Source organism: Blautia faecis (genome assembly GCF_020554845.1).
Lineage (GTDB): Bacteria > Bacillota > Clostridia > Lachnospirales > Lachnospiraceae > Blautia_A > Blautia_A faecis.
In genome coordinates this window covers 1-18,834 of sequence record NZ_JAJCIA010000004.1, presented here as the reverse complement: position 1 = coordinate 18,834, position 18,834 = coordinate 1, and the positions used below count along the sequence as shown (strand labels likewise).

Here is an 18,834-nt window from a genome sequence, read left to right as displayed (position 1 = left end):
AAGGAGCAGATTATGACAAGACAAAAAGTGGATGTGATCCCCGCCAGTGTGCGCTCGGTACAGAACGGCGGGCAGCTGAAAAGCCAGACCAACATCCGTGTGGCGGCTTACTGCCGTGTTTCCACCGGCGATGAGAGTCAGCAGACTTCCTACACGACACAGAAAGCATTCTACAAAGACCTCATCACCCGGAAGCCCGGCTGGATCTTTGCCGGCATCTACGCGGATGAAGCAAAATCTGGTACGAACCGGGAACATCGAGAGGAATTCAACCGCATGATAAAAGATGCGATGGATGGAAAGCTGGACTACATCGTTACAAAGTCCATTTCCCGATTTGCACGAAACACTATTGACTCCCTGACCTGTACCCGTGAGCTTCGGCAGCTGAAGCCGCCCGTGGGTATCTATTTCGAGAAAGAGAACATCGACACACTGGATGCCAAAGGTGAGCTGATCCTTACGATTCTTTCTGCACTGGCACAGGATGAGAGCCGTTCCATTTCCGATAACATCCGATGGAGCATCCAGAAGAAGTTCCAGTCTGGTGTCCCGCATATCAATCTGAAACGGATGCTGGGATATGAGCTTGGGGCAAATAAGCAGTGGGTCATCGTGCCGGAGCAGGCAGAGATCATCCGGTACATTTTTGACCGCTTCGTGAAAGGCCAGACGGCGAATAAGATCGCACTGGAGCTGAACCAGATGGAAAAGTTCACGGTCAACGGAAAGAAATGGAGTGCCGGCTCGATCCTGATCGTCCTGCGGAATGAGAAGTATGTGGGCGACATCGAGATGCAGAAGACCATCACCAAAGACTTCCTTACCCACCGTTCAAGCATCAACAAGGGCGAAGCACCCCGCTACTATGTGAAGAACCATCATGTGGGTATCATCGACCGTGTGACTTGGGACAAAGTGCAGACCATGCTGTTCGAGAAGCCGAGGGCAGACATGACGAAAGGCCCCGGCAAGAAAAAGGTAAAGAGCATTAAGGGTTCTCCGTTTGGAAACCTGCGCTGCGGTGCGATCCTGGAGAATGGGCCGGATGCCGGAAAACCCTGCGGGGAAGGATTCTTCCGTACAACCTACACGGGTGTGGCAAATGGTTACAGCGATGAGCGGAGTCTTAAGGCGACTGGTGAGGATACCGGAGAGTATCTGGAAAAATACACTTATTCGTATCCCGTTTGGCGGTGCAAGCGTAAGGTCGGGGAGCGGGACGGTGAGCCGCCGAAGAACGGTTCTCCCGACCAGAAAGCGTATTGCCGGAGCAAGAAAGGCTGCATGTCAGATGAGGAAAAGGAAGCTGCAAACAAGCGCTGCCCCTCAGAACGCTACCATGAGTGTGCGCTGGAGCAGAGTTTCATGGAACTGCTCTACAGCATGAAGCGTGATTTTGAACAACACGGAGATGCCTCCATGATCGTGGCGATGTTTGACAATGCCTATGAGCAGGCTGTCCGGCTGGCGAATAACAACAGCATCTCGGTGCAGAGGATGGCAACGGTGGAAAATCAGATCAAGGAGATGGAAGAACGCCTGCAGGATGCCATCAGCCATCAGGTGGCGGCGCTTCGGGAAGCTGCACTGGAACAGAACGTGGAACTGAATGAAGCCCTTTCCAACGGGGAGGTGACCATTGACGACATCGACCTGGACATCCGGAGCGGACTGACACCGGGAAGCATCGGAGTGAGCTTCTATGGGACGGAAACGGAGGAAGGCTCGGAAGCCCAGATTTATACAGAACTTGTGAACGACCTGCAGGAACGGCTGAAAACACTCCAACAGGAACGGCAGACGATCGAGGAGGAACAGGGTGTGCTGGCGATCATGAAAAAGAACTTTGAATACTTCCTTGCCTGCCTGAAAGAACTGCCGGATACCAATGCAGGCGGAATGCCGCTGAGAGTCAACGGTCTGGATGTACAGGGAACCCTGCTTCGGGATGTGGACGGAAATGCCATCGAAGGCCGGAAACGTGCCATCACCAGCGGAAAGCTCAAGCTGACTCCTGAGCGGATCGCAGAAGCACCAGATATGCTCCACTTTGAAAAAGGCATCTACTGTGCTTTTGTTGAGAGCGGGGTACTGCAGGGGGATGTGGCAACCTATAAGACAAACTTCGGTGTGACACTGACCTCAAAGGGCAACCGCAGAACGCTCGACAGCTTCATGGGCTATAAGCGGAGTGACATGGACGGCAATGTGGTCTATGTGGACGCTCCTTATAAGGTGTACGGATTCAGCATTCAGTACCGCAGATACCTGACAACTGCAGCGAAGCGCGAGAGGGAAGAAGCGGTGTGATGGAAGGAGACAGGACCCTGCCGGGTGTGGTTTTTGTGGCTGCATCAGGCAGGGCTTTTTTTGTTTTTAAGGTTTTATTGTGCTGCTATTTTGCCTGCTTTTTTGTCTGGCCTTTTTTACCCGTAAGGATTGCTATGTGCAGAATCCTGTTATATGTTGTGGGTGGCGAGAAATACACATACGACAGAAAATACACATAGCGAGGAGTGTTTGGAATGAAAGATGTAGCTGGGATGCTGGCAGAGAAATATGGTGCAACAGCTGATGAAATTGTGGCGGCCGGTGCTATGAAATTATATCTCCAGAGCATGGAGCCGGCAGAGGCACTGAGAAAGGTAAGGGCTGTGTATGAGCCAAAAGTGATCATGCTTGACAGTGGCGAAGGCGTGCCGGTACAAAGCAATATTGATGGTGCAAAGTACGCTGCGTTCATCGATGAGTCTGTGGTGTTTGCTGCTCAGAAGATGAGAGGGCGTGGGGATGCATTGGCAGAAATGGTTATGGAAAAGCTGAAAGCCGTGGATGGAAAATGTCTGATCAAGTGTGCCAGCGTGGAGTTCATGAGTTTTATCGAGGATGTATATAGGAGTTTGCGTCGGCGTGAATATTAATGGAAAAATTTACAGGTAATCATTTCCAAGGTATTGGATAGGGTTGTTTATTTTTTTTTTAGAAGAGCATGACCGCTTGAAATAAGCGTGTTTTGATGGTAAGATATTGATGGGGAGATTTATTCTTCACAACCTGAAAGAGGGTGATATCCGATGAATAAGTGTAGAGATTTGGATTTCGAGCGAAAGCATGAAGAAGATCTTCAAAGATTGCGAGGTTTTAGGCTTTTGGATGATGATTTCATGAGCAAAGTCTTTGAAGATATAAAGTGTGCAGAATTTTTGTTGCAGATTATTCTGAATCGAGACGATCTGAAAGTGAAAAAATCCAATAGCCAGTATAGCGTTAAAAATTTACAGGGAAAATCTGTGCGGTTGGATATTCTTGCAGTGGATAGGGAAAACCGTGTATACAATATTGAAATTCAGCGAAATGATAAAGGTGCTGGTGTTAAGCGAGCTAGGTATAACAGCGGTATAATCGATGCGAATGTTACTGAACCAGGCGAGCAGTATGAATACCTGAATGAAACTTATGTGATTTTCATCACAGAGAATGATGTTCTTAAAAGAGGACTTCCGATATATCATATTGACCGTATGATTAAAGAAACAGGAGAATCATTTGGTGACGAATCGCATATTATATATGTGAACTCTCAAATCAAAAATGAAACGGCACTTGGAAAACTGATGCATGACTTTTCTTGTACAAGTGCAAAAGATATGTATTATGAAGTATTAGCTAATCGAGTACAGTACTTCAAAGAAGATGAGAAAGGAGTGGCGGTTATGTGCAAGGTTATGGAAGACATGAGAAATGAAGCTGCAAGAGAAAACTCTCTGGAAACAGCCCGTAGCTTGCTGTTGATTGGAAAGCTAACTTATGAGGAAATAGCGCAAGCTACGAAACTCACAGTTGATGAGGTAAAAGAACTAGATGAGAGAAGAAGTGCATAATTGAAACTCATCGCCTACCGGTGCAGTGTGTAACTATTGATATGCTTTTTCCATTGATGGCAGAGAAAACCAGATGTCTAAAAAACTGAAAGAGTGAGCGAAGTGTGCAAGCAGATGGAAGATTTAAGAAATGAGAGTATTCTTGAGGGCATCGACATTGGCGACCTTAGAACGACAGTAAAGTATTATAAAAAGGGCAAGATTACCCTTGAAGAAGCTGCTGAGGACTTGAACATGACTGTGGAAGAATTTAAAGAGAAGATGAACCAAATTCCAGCAGAAGCAGTATAAAACATACCAGCCCACTGGCGCACTGTGTAGATTCCTACATGGTCCGCTGGTGGGCTTCTTTTTTTGTCCTTACCCGCATAAACCACAGACAGCACTTCGGTGTGTTCCAAAGTGCAGTTGTGGCTTATGCGGGCTTTTTTGTTATATGATCAACAAGTTATAAAATCAAACTCCTAAGCCGTATAAAATTGCTTTCATCTCCTTTACCATCCGGGTGAGAATCTCCTGCTCAATTGCATTACAGTCTAAAAGCAGACGGTGGATCTCGGAATCGGCAGTGGACGCGGAGTGCGCCAAACTGTCTACAAGAAGATCATCTGCTGAGATGTTAAGAATATTAGCAATGTCGACCAGAGTTTCAAGGCTGGGGCGGCTGATTGCCGCTTCAATCTGACTGATGTGTTTGCGAGATACATTCAATTTTTCGCAAAATTGTTCCTGAGTTAATCCGGATGCGTTACGGAAAGTGCTGATACGCTTTCCAAGTGCAGTATAATCTAATGCCATGTATGTTCCTCCTTATGTGTACCCGCATAAGGCTGTTACGATTATCCCGCAGAGAAAAATACATAGCAACTTGATTACAGGAATTCTAAGGCCGCAAAGGTCTACACCTCTATCTGTTATGTGGTCTAAGGCTGTTTTGCCACCTGTTGGGTGGCAAAAACGATGATGTGCCACCTGATGGGTGGCAGTCAAAACACCACACATACTCTATAATATAAATGTAGAAAAGACTGCACACAGAAAGGGACGATGATGACGAACAAAGAAGAAAAAGGAATTCTTACATTATACAGTGATGTACAGGCGACTTCTGTTCGTTGGCTGTGGTATCCATTCATAGCAGTTGGAAAGATCACATTGCTGCAAGGTGACCCCGGTGATGGCAAATCCACAATGATGATGCACCTGATAGCCGAGCTGTCTAAGGGAGGAACCTTGCCAGATGGTAAAACCATCGGAATGCCGCAAAGGGCTATTTACCAGTGCTCAGAAGATGGCATTTCAGATACCATTAAGCCTCGGCTTGAAAAATGTGGGGCAGATTGCAGAAATGTGGCCTTCATAAATGAAGAAACATACAGTGGCTTGACACTGGATGATGAGCGCATCCGGCAGGCTATTATAGAATTCCGGCCGCGGCTGGTAGTTATCGATCCGATCCAGGCATATCTTGGAAGTGATTCCGACCTCCAGATTGCAGGAAGAGCCAGAAGGCTGATGCAGCGTCTTGGCATGTGGGCATCTATGTATGACTGTGCCATTGTGCTGATCGGACACCTTAATAAAAAAGAGGGAACAAAGGGTCTTTACCGGAGCCTTGGCAGCATCGATGTTGTTGCCGCTGCCCGGAGCGTTCTACAAGTAGAACGGGATGCGGAAAAGTCAGATATCCGCATTGTGCGGCAGATAAAAAACAGTCTGGCTCCGTCAGATGGTGAAATCAAATTCTCGATAACAGCGGAGCAGGGCTTCAAATGGCTGGAGTGTGAAATTAAGCCAGATCCATCAGCGGAGCCGGAAACACCAGTTTTTGAGTCAAAATCTGAGAAGGCGGCGTATCTGATCAAGAAGCTGCTTTCCGGGGGTGACATGAGATCCAGAGAAATCTATATGCGGATGAGCGATGAAGGTATCAGCCGCAGGACAGCAGAAAATACAAAGAAAGAACTCGGCATCCGGAGTTATCGGAAGATGCGACAGTGGTACTGGAGCATGAAGCCGGAGGAATGAGAGGAAGCAAATGATAAGCAGTGGAGCAGAGGCGGCAGACCGCAAGCAGAGAATCAGAGACAGATATAAAGGCGTGGATACTTCTGAGTTGGAAGTTATCCCGGCAAAAACTGTGGAGGGGCTTGGAGAAAGCACCTCTATCCGTCGTGTTGCCGCATATGTCCGTGTTTCCACTGATAATGATGAACAGACTTCTTCGTATGAACTTCAGAAAAATTATTACACGGATTATATCAAGGCACAGCCGGGATGGGAATTCGTTGGAATCTATGATGATGAAGGCATCAGCGGTACATCATTGGAGCATCGTAAAGGAATGCAACAGCTGATCGAGGACTGTAAGGCCGGAAAGATTGACCTGATCCTCACAAAGTCCATCGCCCGATTCGCCAGAAACATTGTAGACTGCCTTTCCGTCATTGAAACACTGAAAAATCTTGACCCGCCCGTGGGTGTAAAATTTGAAGCGGACAACATCTACACACTGGACAGTAACGGGCGCATGATCCTGACGATTTTGGCATCCGTGGCAGAGGAAGAATCTCATTCCAAGTCTATCATTATGAACTGGTCCATTGACCGCAGGTTCAGCCGTGGACTGTTCCTTACGCCGGCCCTGCTCGGATATGACCAGGACGAGGATGGCAGCCTTGTGGTGAATCAGGACGAAGCACAGACGGTAAAGGTGATTTACTATCTGTACCTGAATGGATTTTCATTCACCGAGATTGCAGAACTCCTGACAGAATATGGCCGGAAGACAAAACTGGGGAATACGGAGTGGAATCCCGGCACTCTTGCAGGTGTCATTGCTAATGAACGCCATTGTGGGGATGTATTGGCAAGGAAGACCTTCACACCGAATTTCCTGACGCATAAATCAAAGAAAAACAATAACGACCGGACGCAGTACCGGCAGAGAGATCATCATGAGGCAATCGTGTCCAGGGAAGTCTATAATGCGGCAAATCATCTGCGGGCATCCCGAAGTTATACAAAGAAAAATCGCCCACTGCCAGTCCTGAGTGTGGTGGATGATGGAATCTTACGCGGATATGTGCCTTTTGATAAGGACTGGACCGGCTTTTCGGCAGAAGAATACCGGGAAGCATCTGAAAGCGTCATGCGGGAAAAACAGCAGGATACGGTAGAAGTCATGAACCGTTTAGACCTCAGCGGATATGAAGTTGTGCGGGCACAGTATTTTGCTACTTTACAGAATCCGGCTATGACGATCTCCAATGGCAAGTTGCGTTTTAATACAGCCTGCCTGAAAAAGTTTGAAGATGTGGAGTATGTAGAACTGCTCCTGAATTCGGTTGACCGCTGCATTGCCATTCGCCCATGCGAAAAGGATAATCCGAACGCAATCCGCTGGGGCAGACTGAAAGAGGGACGCTGGTGCGCCAGTACACTCGGATGCCGCGGTCTGGCAAAAGCCCTTTTTGACATGATGGAATGGGAAGAAGGTTTGAAATACCGTTTCCGTGGGCAGCTCGTGGGACAGAACGATGACAAGCTGATGCTGTTTGAACTGGATGAGCCGGAAATGGTTAAGGTGGAAGAAATTGTCCTGCCATCCAAGGAACAGGATGAAGAGGGAAAAACCGTCAAGCAGACGATCTATATCTTCCCGCCAGAATGGGCAGGTACTTTTGGAAAACCGATCACAAGTATTGCACAGGTTGGCATTTTGCAGCTGGAACATTATGCAGGAAACTGGGATGTGCTCCGGCCGGCAGCAGAGATAGAAGAAATGAATACTTTTACCGCAGATGGCCTGAATGCTCTGCTCCATGAAGCGGAAAAAATAATGGAAGGATGGACTGACACAGATGAATGAAAATACGAACGCCATGCCACCGGAAGAGCAGGCAGAAAATGATAGAGACGCAAGAGCGGAAGAATTAGAAAGTACATTTTCCTATGATGGATACCAGGTCGTGCGGAAGGAGCTGTTTGCACATCTCCGTGACCCCGCGATCGTGATCCGCAAGGACAGCATCACATTTAACACGGCCTGCATCACCGGGCTGGAAGATGTGGTTTATGTACACGTCATGTTCAACAGTGATTTGAAGCGTATTGTTGTACGCGGCTGTGATGAAAACGACAAGGACGCTCTGCGCTGGTGCATCGCCAAGCCAGATAAACGTAAAAGCCGGAAGATGACCTGCAAGCCTTTTTCAGAACTGGTGTATAAGGAAATGGGCTGGGATACCGAATGCCGGTATAAGATGCTTGGATACAGAATTTCATTTGAAGGGGAAACTCTGTATGTTTTTGACCTGCTTGTGCCGGAGATCTTCCATGAAGGCCAGAAGCGAAAAAATGAAACAGACCAGAAAAATGCGCAAGAGACAAAGCCTGCAAATACCAGAAAGGGATTTTACCCAGATGATATTGCAGGTACTTTTGGCGTACCTGTAGAAGAACATCTGAAAGAATCTGAAGTTAAGCAAATGGATGGCTATGTATCAGTGGGGATGCTGACGGGTAAGACCGTCCCCGACACCGGGCTTGATTAAAACGGCCACCAGGATTCCAAGGGGGAAGTGCGCCCATTTTTAAGGAGGGGAGAGTAGTGAACGAAAGAATATGGAACCAGCGGATGCTGGGTCTGACTTTTAATGTCGAGGATGGAAGGATCACAATCTTCCGCAGCACGTTGGAAGCATTAGGCTGGCCAACCCACTATCGCTTTCTGTACAACCGAGAGGCAAAACAGGTAGCTGTGCAGAACTGTACGGCTGAGGATGCAGGAGCTCATAAGACACCGAAGCTGACTGTGAGCAACAGCTGCGAGATCAAGTGCGTGGCGTTGGTGCGGATGATCTACCGGGACATGCGGTGGAACCGGAACAATACATATCGTCTGGAGGGGAAAAGCGTCCCCAGACAGCAACTTGTGAGTTTCGATCTGGACATTCCGTTTTTGGTGGAAAACGGGAAAGCTCTGGACGAAAATCCAAGCCCCACAAAGCCCCTGTGTGGCGAAGAATTGTCCGCTGCGGAAAGTTCCTCGGCCTCGCCAATTAAACGCGACAGTGGGGCGCTGTGAGGGGTGTGTGGCGAAGTCGGCAAAAGGCAGCCAATCGGGTCAGAATCCAGGATGCTTGCAAGGCAGCAAGGTGGAAGGTGACCGGGTGGGCAGGAGCTATACAGACAAGTCTACTCAACAAGTAAATAAAATCACTTTTGCACCTATGAACGTAAAAAATAAGTGATTAAGCTCACTTATGGCTATTGGAAATAAGTGATTTTGTTCACTTAGAAAAAGTGAGCTTTTTACGCCACCCGGAGTTTTGGGTGATGCTATCATTTGGTAAAAATAAGTGATTATAATCACTGAAAATCATTACAAACTGAAATAAGTGAGCTTAATCACTTATAAGGAAAAAAAGTGAATATTTTACGCTCTGATGTACTTTGAGGTCGTCGATTAGTCAATAATCGGCGGCTTCTTTTTTATGCCCGGAAAAGTGGGTATGTAGCGACATATGGCAATAAGTGAGCTTTATACGCCACCGTCGAGCAACTTCTCCGAACAAATTTGAGTGCAGAAATGTCTACTCAACAAACCATAGCAACGTACAATAGACTCCAAACTGACACAAGGACAGATGAAAAAGTTAAAGGAATCCATTAAGGCTATTGCGGAGCAGTTAGGAATGACCATACCGAATATTGATGAAACACGCAGTAGGAGAAGCTACAACCGCTATATTCTGGAGTATCAATCTGTGCTTTCAGAGCCGGATGATGCTGTTCAGAATGCTGTGTTGATGGAAACATCTTTTGCAGAAGTGTCTTTTCCGACTGCTGTTCTGCCGGTTCATAGCTATATTGGAGATATGATGGTAGAAGAAGCACCGGAATAGTCATGTGGATTATGCGATTCATCAGGCTATAGATAATGCCAATAGTAATAATACAGGCTTTTTTGATAAGAAGATAAAAAAAGAGTTTAAGAGAGTATTACATACAAAGCGAGAAGATATAATTCGTTGCGGTAGAGGAAAGGCAGTGATTACCAGTGGATATGGATGGTGTGAATATGTAATACATGCAGTGGGGGCACGTAGTGATTGTAACCAGGGGAGAATTCATGGAGTTTATTCAAGTTCATGCGTAGAGAAGCTGACGAGTTGTTATGAGAATATTATGCAGCTTATTTTTTCTCATCCTGGGATAAAAAGTGTTGCAATTCCTATTATTTCAGCTGGAAATTATGGATTTGGCTTTGAGTACGCATTTACCATTGGTTTAACGACAGTATATAATTCCCTATTGGAGAAGAAAAAAGAATTAAGAGAACTTTTTGATAGCTTGGAATTAAAGAAAATTTATTTTATAGTTAATGAGGATAGTAATTATACAGAAGCCCTTGAAATAAAAACGCGATATAAAAATACTTTTTTGAAGGAACACAGGGCTGTTTCTAGAGGTGCGATCAAGAGCCAGAAGGAGTACTCGAAAGAAATTGAATTGTATGATGAGCAGAAAGGCTATTTTGCAATTGTATCATTGGTGCGAAAGTTGCTTTTGAAAATGAGGTGGGTTCTGGGTGGATGGACATTTATTAAAGATTTTGTAAGCAAAGAGGATTGGGTGTGTAGAAGACAGATCGTTGAAATTACTGCTTTAGTAAAAATGGTTATTCCAATGATTGTGTTAGCTCTGTCTGCTTATTTTAGAACAAATAGTATTATAAATATTGGTTTATTACTGGTTGTTGGTTATGATCCTTTGGATACAGTTACATACCTTTTGTCTTTGATGTTCTTTGCTGATATTCAGCGTCCATCAGCAAATGTTAGTAGATCTTTGATAATGCTGAAGAACAAAAGGATAATGGAATGGTTTTATGTGGTAGATATGGAAGTTGATGGAGAGTATGGTTAAATGGTTAATATATATTCGTTGAAACAATTTTTATTAGAAAAAAATCCTGATCTGTTTAACGGGATTAAAGAGTTTAGAGAATAACCACATTGTGAACTTTCGAAAAAAGCTCTCTTAAACAAATTTTTGGGCTGAGGAAAAATAGTAGAATGTTATTTGATAAAAATTTATTTGAATCAAAATATGTGCCGGCAGAACAAAGAACACCAGTTGATACTTTGATATTGATTGGAAATGGATTTGATATTTGGCAGAATTTAGATACAAGAGTTTTAGACCCTTGTAAGAGACCCTCATCCATAGACCAGGGTTTGGCATGGAAATACCGTGCGGAACAAATCAGCAAAATCTTGAAGGGAGTACAGTGATGTGATATGGGGAGTATGCTCCATATACGTTTATAGAGGATGAAACGGAATTTGAAAAACTGGTTCAAAAGATGGGATAAATATAGGTAAAGCTTGCACCACAGCTTGTGCGAATAATACCAATGTAAGAATTCATAAACACGCATAAAATTATTGAGACCAAAAAGTTTTCATGATATCATTATTGGTAGAAAATAGTGATACTGTGGAAGCTTTTTTGTATAGGGAGTGTGTGATAGATGGGAAGATTTGTGAATCCGGACAACAGTGCTTTTCAGGCTGCTTTGAATTCCAGAATTTATGTGGATAAAACTGGTATGATCGAATATATGAATCGCGTTCTGGAGACTACAGATGCGTATATTTGCAACAGCCGCCCCAGGAGATTTGGGAAATCCTATGCGGCGAATATGCTTGCAGCATATTACAGCAAAGGTGCAGATTCTGAGAAGATGTTTTCCGACCTTTCAATTGGAAAAACACAGGATTTCAAAAAGTATCTTAACAAATATGATGTAATTCACATTGATGTTCAGTGGTTTCTGGCAAATTGTGAAGATAAGAACAAAGTGGTACAGTTTATTACAAAAAGCGTACTGGACGAGTTGCGCGAAATTTATCCAGAGTGTTTGGTTCTCCAAGACGGTTCTTTGTCTGATGCGCTTTCAAGAGTTAAAAATCAAACAGGACAGAAATTTGTCATTATTATTGATGAATGGGATGTTTTGATTCGAGATGAAGCGCAGAATCAGGCTATACAGGAAAATTATATTAATTTCCTGAGGGGACTGTTTAAAGGTACTGAGCCAACTAAATATATTGCTCTCGCATATCTGACAGGTATCCTTCCAATCAAAAAAATGAAAACCCAGTCAGCACTAAATAATTTTGATGAGTTTACTATGCTTAGTGCAGGCAATATGGCGCCTTATGTCGGTTTCACAGAAAGTGAAGTGAAGATGCTTGCAAAAAAATATCATCAGAATTACGAAAAGGTCAAAAGGTGGTATGATGGTTATCTCCTAAATGGGCAGCAAATATATAATCCACGGGCGGTTGTGGGAGTTATGCTAAATGGCGAATTTAAGAGCTACTGGTCAGAGACTGCTCCTTACGAGACAATCGTGCCGTTGATCAATATGGGTTTTGATGGCTTGAAGTCTGCTGTTATCGAAATGTTATCAGGCGATGAAGTGAAAGTGAATACGGCAACTTTTAAAAATGATACGGTAAATATACAGAACCGCGATGAGGTTCTTACGTATATGATCCATCTTGGCTATCTGGGGTACGATCAGAATCGAAGGTCTGCATTTGTTCCTAATGAAGAAATTCGGCAGGAACTTACGCTTGCTGTAAGGGAAATTGTGGTATAAAAAGTTATAGGTACTTATAGGAAAAATATCACGGAACTGTATTGTTTATTGTTATATATTGCGGTAATATAAGTTTATAAGCGGAGGTGATTGTATGTTTAAAGTAAATCCATATAGACCAGGTGCTGGTTTAATGCCAGTATATATTGCTGGACGAGATGAAGACATTCAGAACGTAAGTCAAATGTTTGATGCGTTAACTATGGATATACCTACTCAATCAATTATTTTTAGTGGTTTGCGCGGCGTTGGAAAAACTGTTTTAATAAATAAGCTGCAAAGTATTGCAGAAGAAAAAGGTATTTTTTGTAAGCATATTGAAATTGAGGAGAGAAATGACTTTATTTCACAGATTGCTGAATGTTCTCAGGCATTTTTAAGAACAGTAAGTGCAAAAGAAAAATTTAAACATTTAATACAGAAGCCATTAGAGGCAATAAAGTCCTTAGTTGTTTCTTTTAACCCAGAAGATAATTCATTTTCTTTATCAATGCAGGATAGGGAATTGTATGTGTCAAATAATTTAACGCAAACACTTACTGAAGTATTTTCAACAATCGGAGAAACCGCACAAAAAACGGAAACGCCAATTTGTTTCTTTATAGATGAAATTCAGTATATGAAGCAAAACCAGCTAGGATCTTTGATCGCTGCATTGCATAGAGCAAATCAGTTAGGTTATCCAATTATGATTATAGGTGCAGGATTGCCTAAAATATATAAAATGCTTTCTGATGAAAAATCTTATTCCGAAAGATTGTTTATGTATAAAAAAATCGATTCATTGACGGATGAGCAATCAGAAAAAGCAATTGAAGAGCCAGCAAAAAAATTCAATATAATATATGCACATGAAGCCACAAACAAAATAGTAGAAATTACAAAAGGGTATCCTTTTTTTATTCAACAGTTATGCAAAATTGTGTACGATAAAACAAATAAAGATGTCATAGAATTGTCTGATGTAGAAAATTGTATAGATGAATTTTTATCATCTCTGGACGAAGGATTCTTTAAATCAAGATATGAAAGATGTGCAGAAAGTGATAAAAAATTTATTTTTGCAATGGTAGAATGTGGTGAATTACCATGTACGATATCAAATGTTGCACACAATCTTAATAAAACAGTTGGATCTATTTCAACAACAAGAGCACAGTTAATTAGCAAGGGAATTATATATCCTGTAAGATATAAAGAACTTGATTTTACGGTTCCAGAATTTTCAGGATATATACAAAGACTGGAAGAATATAAACAGTGGTGTGTATCAAAGTAGAATCAAACAGTAACTCTCTGTGAGCTTTCAGAAAACATCCCAATAAAATTATTGAGCACCAAAAGTTTTCATGATATCATTATTGGTAGAAAATAGTGATACTGTGGAAGCTTTTTATATAGGGAGTGTGTGTGATGGGAATATTAGTGAATCCAGATAATTTGGCTTTTCAGGTAGCATTGAATTCCGAGATATATGTTGATAAAAGCGGACTTATTAAGTATACGAATAAAGTTTTGAATACATTGCAGGCCTATATTTGCAATAGCCGTCCGAGAAGGTTTGGAAAATCTATTACAGCGAATATGCTTACAGCTTATTACAGCAGAGGCTGTAATTCAGAAGAAATGTTCGCCGGATTGGAAATTGGTAAAAGTGCAGATTTTAAGAAGCACTTGAACCAATATGATGTAATACATCTTGATATCCAATGGTGTATAGAGCCAGCTGGTGGACCTGAAAGGGTGGTTTCTTATATTTCGGAAAAGACGATTGCGGAGCTTGCGGAATACTATCCAGGTGTATTGAAAGAGAAGACGGAATCTTTGCCAGAAGTGTTGTCTCGTATTAATGGTGCAACTGGAAAAAAATTTATTGTCATCATTGATGAATGGGATGTCCTTATTCGTGACAAGGACGTTAATAAAAGGGTACAGGAAGAGTATATTAATTTTCTCAGGGCAATGTTCAAAGGAACAGAACCAACAAAATATATTCAACTTGCATATCTTACTGGTATTCTTCCAATTAAAAAGGAAAAAACTCAGTCGGCATTAAATAATTTTGATGAGTTTACAATGCTGAGCGCAAGTAATCTGGCTCCGTATATTGGTTTTACAGAAGCTGAAGTGAAAAAGCTGTCAGAAAAATATCAGCAGGACTTTGATGAAGTGAAGCGATGGTACGATGGCTATCTTCTGAAGGATTACCAGGTTTATAATCCCAGAGCCGTTGTCAGCGTAATGCTAAGGGGGGAATTCAGAAGTTACTGGTCAGAAACAGCATCCTATGATGTGATTGTGCCTTTGATTAACATGAACTATGATGGGCTGAAAACAGCTGTTATTGAGATGCTTTCCGGAGCCGAAGTCAAGGTGAATGTGGCAGCTTTTCAAAATGATACGGAAGATATTAAAAGTAAAGATGATGTATTGACTTATATGATCCATTTAGGATACCTTGGTTATAATGAGATCAGGAAGACTGCTTTTGTACCAAATGAGGAGATACGACAGGAGCTGACGACTGCTGTTGAGAGTAAAAAGTGGAATGAAATGCTGATATTGCAGCTGAATTCGGAAAATCTGCTGGATGCTACATTGGATATGGATGGTGAGGCGGTTGCAGAAGAGATTGAAAAAATCCATAACGAGCATGTGTCAGTAATTCAGTATAATAATGAGAATTCCTTGAGCAGTGTGCTTACAATTGCCTACTTAAGCGCAATGCAATACTATTTTAAGCCAATCCGTGAATTTCCTACAGGACGAGGATTTGCTGACTTTGTATTTATCCCAAAGCCAGAGTACAAAAATGATTATCCGGCATTGCTTGTGGAATTGAAGTGGAACCAGAATGCGCAGACTGCATTAACACAAATTAAGACTAAAAAGTATCCTTCTTCGATACTGAATTACACAGGCGATATTCTTCTTGTTGGAATCAATTATGATAAAAAAAGTAAGGAACACCAGTGCCTGATTGAGAAGTACGAAAAAGATTGATTTTGCCAGAACAGTGCCGAATGAAAATAACTTAAAAGGGCAGGTGTGGATGTTCTCCACAACCTGCCCTTTCGTGAGGGGAATGTATCAGAAACCTGTAAGTCGGAATACCATTAATTCGCTTGCAGAGTCGTCGTCACGGTCCTGTGTCATAAGAACCATCACAGAACCATCCTCTGCAACTTTCATATCTTCAATCCAGGGGTATCTGGTTCCAAACATATCGTAGCAGTCTACTTCGGCGAGGAGAGTTCCGTCCTTTGACCAGAAGTAGAATTCTCGCATATTTCCATCTGCTGCAATATAGCCATTCGCTGTCTCAGCTATTCCCGTGAGACTTCCGAAATAAGCAGGATCCTCGTGCTGGTCACCGCCAAGAAGCAGCTGCTGGTTGCCATCCAGATCATAAACTGCTATTTTCGATGGGGTGTCATCTCCTGCAAGACGTCCGTATACCATAATATGATCATTGCTGATCTCAACCAGGCTGACAAATTTAAAAATACCGGTTCGTGCCTCGTCATCATTCATGGAGGTTAAGATCCAGGGCTCTGTAAGCACGCTGCCGTCCTGGAAGGTTACTTTTTCCGTATCATAGCCAAGGTAGCTGGTAATGCCCCAGGCACCGGATGGGTGTACAGACAGGTAACCACTTGTGCCGGTCTCCAATATGGTCTGCCCGTCTTTCATAACAATTCCTTTTCCACCGTTACGGGAAATATAAAGTTTTCCGTCCGTGTCTGTAAAAAGATCCATTCCCTGCTCGTCCATTGTATCAGAAGAAAGAAGATTCAGGGTGCTTCCAGTATATTCGTAAGTTTCCAGAGTATTATTCAGCTGATGATACATCCGGTCTCCAGATATTGCAAACTGGTGACGCATGATCTCAAATCCGTTCTGGGAAACACTAAATGGAATATACTCCGGAGTGACGGTATAATCTCCAACAGCTATACTCTGCGGAGCCGGTGTGAATGGAGTTCCATCCCAGGGGTAAGGTGATTCCACATTGCCAGTGTCCTCTAATTTCAGTTCCAGATTGTTAAAAACATTTCTGACAGAATCATTTTCTTCTCCGGAAATGATAACTTTGTAGGTCACACCGGATGGCTCGTGACGATAAATGTAGTAAATTCTGTCAAAATTGTCTGTGGTTCGTATATAATCCACATCACCAATGGTTGTTTTTTCAATAGTGCCGTCTGCATAGTCATGAAGATCGATATCGGAGGTCTGCAGATATTTGCGGAAAGAGTAGCTTGATTCTTCATTTGCTTTAATGGTGAAATCATTTTGTGAACTGTCCTTGTCATCACCTTCAAATACGCTGACGGAGCAGGTGTATTCATAATCGCTGATATCATTCGGATCATAGCTCCAGTCATCTGGAAGGTTAAGTTTGAACAGGGTTACGTCAATGGTGTTGTCACTTTCTCCGTGAACGGTGAGAGCGCTACTGGCAGTCAGAAGCACAAGTCCGGTCACAAGAGGTAGTATTTTCCATAATTTTTTTCTCATATTTAGCACCTCTTTTCTATGTGGAATGTTTTGTATTTTTATTTTCCCAGATTTTGGAGACGTTGTCACTGACACAAATGACAGGTAATCCGTAAGGAAAGCGTTATTGCTGGAAAAAATGCGGATATCCGGAAGCAGCAAATGGGAATAAAAGTAATTTGTCCGGCATAGGCTATTGAAAAAAGGATATTTGGCATGATATCAATTGGCCTGTGTATGATCGTAAAAAATGAGGAGGCGGTACTTCGCAGAATCCTCACGCCGATGAGCAAGCTTGTGGACAAAATCTATATTTGCGATACCGGATCGGTGGATAAAACGAAGGAGATTGCCAGGGAGTTTACCGATGAGGTTTATGATTTTTTGTGGAATGATGATTTCTCAGCTGCCCGCAATTTTATTACGGAAAAAGCAGATACGGATTATTGGATGTGGCTGGATGCAGATGACGTCATTACGCCGGAAAATCAGGAGAAGCTGCTCAGGCTGAAAGAGAGCATGGATTCAGACACGGATGTGGTTATGATGGATTATGCAGTGGGATTTGATGAATGGGATCATGTTACTTTTTCTTATTATAGAGAGCGTATTATGAAGACTTCCCGGAATTTCAGATGGCAGGGGCGCGTCCACGAAACGGTTGTTCCGGCGGGGAATATTTTATATTCGGATGTGGTGATTGAGCATCGGAAAATAAAGGCTGGAGAGTCTTTTCGCAATCTGCATATATATGAGCAGATGATTGATTCCGGTGAAAAAATGGAACCGAGACATTTCTTTTATTATGGGCGGGAGCTTTTTTATCATAAGCAATATGAGTATGCAATTTTAATTTTAAAAAAATTTCTGGAAGAACCAGATGGCTGGATAGAGGATAAACTGAACAGCTGTCTGGTTCTTTCCTGCTGTTATCAGGCAATGGGAGAGAATGCAGCTGCTTTTGATATACTTTTTTACAGCTTTACGATGGATGTTCCGAGAGCGGAGATCTGTTGTGAGATAGGAAGATTGTTTATGGAAAAAAGGGAGTATGTGACGGCAGCATATTGGTATCAGCAGGCTCTTCTTGCGCCACGGAAAAAGAAAAACGGCGGTTTTTATATTGCAGACAGTCATGATTTTATACCTGCGATACAGATGTGTGTATGTCTGGATAAAGCGGGAAGGCACAGGGAGGCGTTTGAATTTCATAAAAAGGCAAGAGCATTGAAGCCTCTGCATCAGGCAGTTATTGGAAATGAGAAGTATTTCAGGGATGTTTGGGGTATGGAGTGAGAGGGAAAATTCACCTGTATTGTTAGTATTTCATATATTGATAGTGAATATCTAAGCTGTTATGGGAGAATGTGTATGTTTTTTGATCGTCATAATCAGAAAAATTCTTCTGAAAAGGAAGCTTCCGGTGATATTACCTGTACATCCTGTTTTGGAAACAATAATCGCTGTGGCTGCGATTGCAGTTGTCCGGGACAGGGAGCCACAGGGCCTCGTGGTGCAACCGGTCCTATGGGACCTATTGGTCCAAGAGGGTGTCCCGGTGTGACTGGTCCTATGGGACCAAGAGGATGCCAGGGAGCAGTAGGCCCAGCAGGTCCTATGGGCCCGCAGGGAGAGCCTGGCATGCCAGGTGCTATGGGTCTCGACGGAGCAACAGGTCCAACCGGCCCTGCCGGGGCGACAGGTGTAACCGGTGCTACCGGAGCAACAGGTCCAACCGGCCCTGCCGGGGCGACAGGTGTAACCGGTGCTACC

At 43.2% G+C, this 18,834-nt stretch carries 17 protein-coding genes and 2 pseudogenes; 17 read left to right on the top strand and 2 right to left on the bottom strand.

Features of this window, described 5'->3' with window-relative positions:
- The first annotated feature begins 12 nt into the window (after window positions 1–12).
- The 4 genes from LIZ66_RS03000 (at window position 13) to LIZ66_RS02985 (ending at window position 4,175) form a co-directional block, all read left to right on the top strand.
- Window positions 13–2,313 carry a recombinase family protein gene (locus LIZ66_RS03000; protein WP_227200437.1) on the top strand — a complete coding sequence of 767 codons (2,301 nt, stop codon included), beginning with the start codon at window positions 13–15 and terminating at the stop codon, window positions 2,311–2,313.
- 215 nt (window positions 2,314–2,528) lie between these two features.
- Window positions 2,529–2,924 carry a hypothetical protein gene (locus tag LIZ66_RS02995; RefSeq protein ID WP_173886588.1) on the top strand — a complete coding sequence of 132 codons (396 nt, stop codon included), beginning with the start codon at window positions 2,529–2,531 and terminating at the stop codon, window positions 2,922–2,924.
- A 153-nt stretch (window positions 2,925–3,077) separates the two neighbouring features.
- On the top strand, window positions 3,078–3,884 hold the full coding sequence (locus LIZ66_RS02990; protein WP_173702814.1) for a PD-(D/E)XK nuclease family transposase: 807 nt from the start codon (window positions 3,078–3,080) through the stop codon (window positions 3,882–3,884).
- A 114-nt stretch (window positions 3,885–3,998) separates the two neighbouring features.
- Entirely contained in the window at window positions 3,999–4,175 is a 177-nt protein-coding gene (locus LIZ66_RS02985; RefSeq protein WP_173702815.1) for a hypothetical protein, read from the top strand.
- Between the two features lie 165 nt (window positions 4,176–4,340).
- Here LIZ66_RS02985 and LIZ66_RS02980 read toward each other — a convergent pair whose 3' ends face one another.
- A complete protein-coding gene (locus tag LIZ66_RS02980) occupies window positions 4,341–4,682 on the bottom strand; it encodes a helix-turn-helix domain-containing protein (RefSeq protein ID WP_173702816.1) in 342 nt (113 codons plus the stop codon).
- A 249-nt stretch (window positions 4,683–4,931) separates the two neighbouring features.
- Here LIZ66_RS02980 and LIZ66_RS02975 point away from each other — a divergent pair, with 249 nt between their 5' ends.
- The 11 genes and pseudogenes from LIZ66_RS02975 to LIZ66_RS02930 all read left to right on the top strand — a co-directional run bounded on the left by LIZ66_RS02975 (window position 4,932) and on the right by LIZ66_RS02930 (window position 15,564).
- Window positions 4,932–5,912, top strand: coding sequence for an AAA family ATPase (locus tag LIZ66_RS02975; RefSeq protein WP_173886587.1), 981 nt, complete (start codon window positions 4,932–4,934; stop codon window positions 5,910–5,912).
- A gap of 10 nt (window positions 5,913–5,922) precedes the next feature.
- Complete coding sequence (locus tag LIZ66_RS02970; protein ID WP_173886586.1) at window positions 5,923–7,755, top strand: recombinase family protein; 1,833 nt, start codon at window positions 5,923–5,925, stop codon at window positions 7,753–7,755.
- Entirely contained in the window at window positions 7,748–8,440 is a 693-nt protein-coding gene (locus LIZ66_RS02965; RefSeq protein WP_173886585.1) for a hypothetical protein, read from the top strand. The genes LIZ66_RS02970 and LIZ66_RS02965 overlap by 8 nt, the downstream gene beginning before the upstream one ends.
- Window positions 8,441–8,496: 56 nt before the next feature.
- Window positions 8,497–8,973 (top strand): hypothetical protein, encoded by a 477-nt coding sequence (locus tag LIZ66_RS02960; RefSeq protein ID WP_173886584.1) that lies wholly within the window; start codon window positions 8,497–8,499, stop codon window positions 8,971–8,973.
- A gap of 562 nt (window positions 8,974–9,535) precedes the next feature.
- Window positions 9,536–9,793 carry a hypothetical protein gene (locus tag LIZ66_RS02955; protein ID WP_227227631.1) on the top strand — a complete coding sequence of 86 codons (258 nt, stop codon included), beginning with the start codon at window positions 9,536–9,538 and terminating at the stop codon, window positions 9,791–9,793.
- Window positions 9,794–9,797: 4 nt separating this feature from the next.
- Window positions 9,798–10,817: a macro domain-containing protein gene (locus tag LIZ66_RS02950; protein ID WP_227227630.1), complete on the top strand. Its 1,020-nt coding sequence runs from the start codon at window positions 9,798–9,800 to the stop codon at window positions 10,815–10,817.
- A 149-nt stretch (window positions 10,818–10,966) separates the two neighbouring features.
- Window positions 10,967–11,185, top strand: a complete 219-nt coding sequence (locus LIZ66_RS02945) for a bacteriophage abortive infection AbiH family protein (RefSeq protein ID WP_227200443.1) — start codon at window positions 10,967–10,969, stop codon at window positions 11,183–11,185.
- An 11-nt stretch (window positions 11,186–11,196) separates the two neighbouring features.
- Window positions 11,197–11,265 (top strand): annotated as a pseudogene (locus LIZ66_RS19765) (hypothetical protein); the annotation flags it as partial.
- A gap of 159 nt (window positions 11,266–11,424) precedes the next feature.
- Window positions 11,425–12,543, top strand: a pseudogene (locus tag LIZ66_RS02940) (AAA family ATPase); the annotation flags it as partial.
- A 112-nt stretch (window positions 12,544–12,655) separates the two neighbouring features.
- Window positions 12,656–13,840, top strand: coding sequence for an ATP-binding protein (locus LIZ66_RS02935; RefSeq protein ID WP_227200446.1), 1,185 nt, complete (start codon window positions 12,656–12,658; stop codon window positions 13,838–13,840).
- Between the two features lie 134 nt (window positions 13,841–13,974).
- Window positions 13,975–15,564, top strand: coding sequence for an AAA family ATPase (locus LIZ66_RS02930; protein ID WP_227200448.1), 1,590 nt, complete (start codon window positions 13,975–13,977; stop codon window positions 15,562–15,564).
- An 87-nt stretch (window positions 15,565–15,651) separates the two neighbouring features.
- Here LIZ66_RS02930 and LIZ66_RS02925 read toward each other — a convergent pair whose 3' ends face one another.
- Window positions 15,652–17,082 (bottom strand): hypothetical protein, encoded by a 1,431-nt coding sequence (locus LIZ66_RS02925; RefSeq protein WP_173772194.1) that lies wholly within the window; start codon window positions 17,080–17,082, stop codon window positions 15,652–15,654.
- 195 nt (window positions 17,083–17,277) lie between these two features.
- Between LIZ66_RS02925 and LIZ66_RS02920 the strand changes: the two genes are divergently transcribed.
- Both LIZ66_RS02920 and LIZ66_RS02915 read left to right on the top strand, forming a co-directional pair.
- Entirely contained in the window at window positions 17,278–18,357 is a 1,080-nt protein-coding gene (locus LIZ66_RS02920; RefSeq protein WP_227200449.1) for a tetratricopeptide repeat-containing glycosyltransferase family 2 protein, read from the top strand.
- 75 nt (window positions 18,358–18,432) lie between these two features.
- A partial coding sequence (locus LIZ66_RS02915) for a collagen-like protein (RefSeq protein ID WP_276530706.1) occupies window positions 18,433–18,834 on the top strand: 402 nt, incomplete at its 3' end.

Coding starts and splice junctions, on each gene's coding strand:
- LIZ66_RS03000 (WP_227200437.1), top strand. CDS start 13: ATGACAAGACAAAAAGTGGATGTGATCCCCGCCAGTGTGCGCTCGGTA.
- LIZ66_RS02995 (WP_173886588.1), top strand. CDS start 2,529: ATGAAAGATGTAGCTGGGATGCTGGCAGAGAAATATGGTGCAACAGCT.
- LIZ66_RS02990 (WP_173702814.1), top strand. CDS start 3,078: ATGAATAAGTGTAGAGATTTGGATTTCGAGCGAAAGCATGAAGAAGAT.
- LIZ66_RS02985 (WP_173702815.1), top strand. CDS start 3,999: ATGGAAGATTTAAGAAATGAGAGTATTCTTGAGGGCATCGACATTGGC.
- LIZ66_RS02980 (WP_173702816.1), bottom strand. CDS start 4,682: ATGGCATTAGATTATACTGCACTTGGAAAGCGTATCAGCACTTTCCGT.
- LIZ66_RS02975 (WP_173886587.1), top strand. CDS start 4,932: ATGATGACGAACAAAGAAGAAAAAGGAATTCTTACATTATACAGTGAT.
- LIZ66_RS02970 (WP_173886586.1), top strand. CDS start 5,923: ATGATAAGCAGTGGAGCAGAGGCGGCAGACCGCAAGCAGAGAATCAGA.
- LIZ66_RS02965 (WP_173886585.1), top strand. CDS start 7,748: ATGAATGAAAATACGAACGCCATGCCACCGGAAGAGCAGGCAGAAAAT.
- LIZ66_RS02955 (WP_227227631.1), top strand. CDS start 9,536: ATGAAAAAGTTAAAGGAATCCATTAAGGCTATTGCGGAGCAGTTAGGA.
- LIZ66_RS02945 (WP_227200443.1), top strand. CDS start 10,967: ATGTTATTTGATAAAAATTTATTTGAATCAAAATATGTGCCGGCAGAA.
- LIZ66_RS02935 (WP_227200446.1), top strand. CDS start 12,656: ATGTTTAAAGTAAATCCATATAGACCAGGTGCTGGTTTAATGCCAGTA.
- LIZ66_RS02930 (WP_227200448.1), top strand. CDS start 13,975: ATGGGAATATTAGTGAATCCAGATAATTTGGCTTTTCAGGTAGCATTG.
- LIZ66_RS02925 (WP_173772194.1), bottom strand. CDS start 17,082: ATGAGAAAAAAATTATGGAAAATACTACCTCTTGTGACCGGACTTGTG.
- LIZ66_RS02920 (WP_227200449.1), top strand. CDS start 17,278: ATGATATCAATTGGCCTGTGTATGATCGTAAAAAATGAGGAGGCGGTA.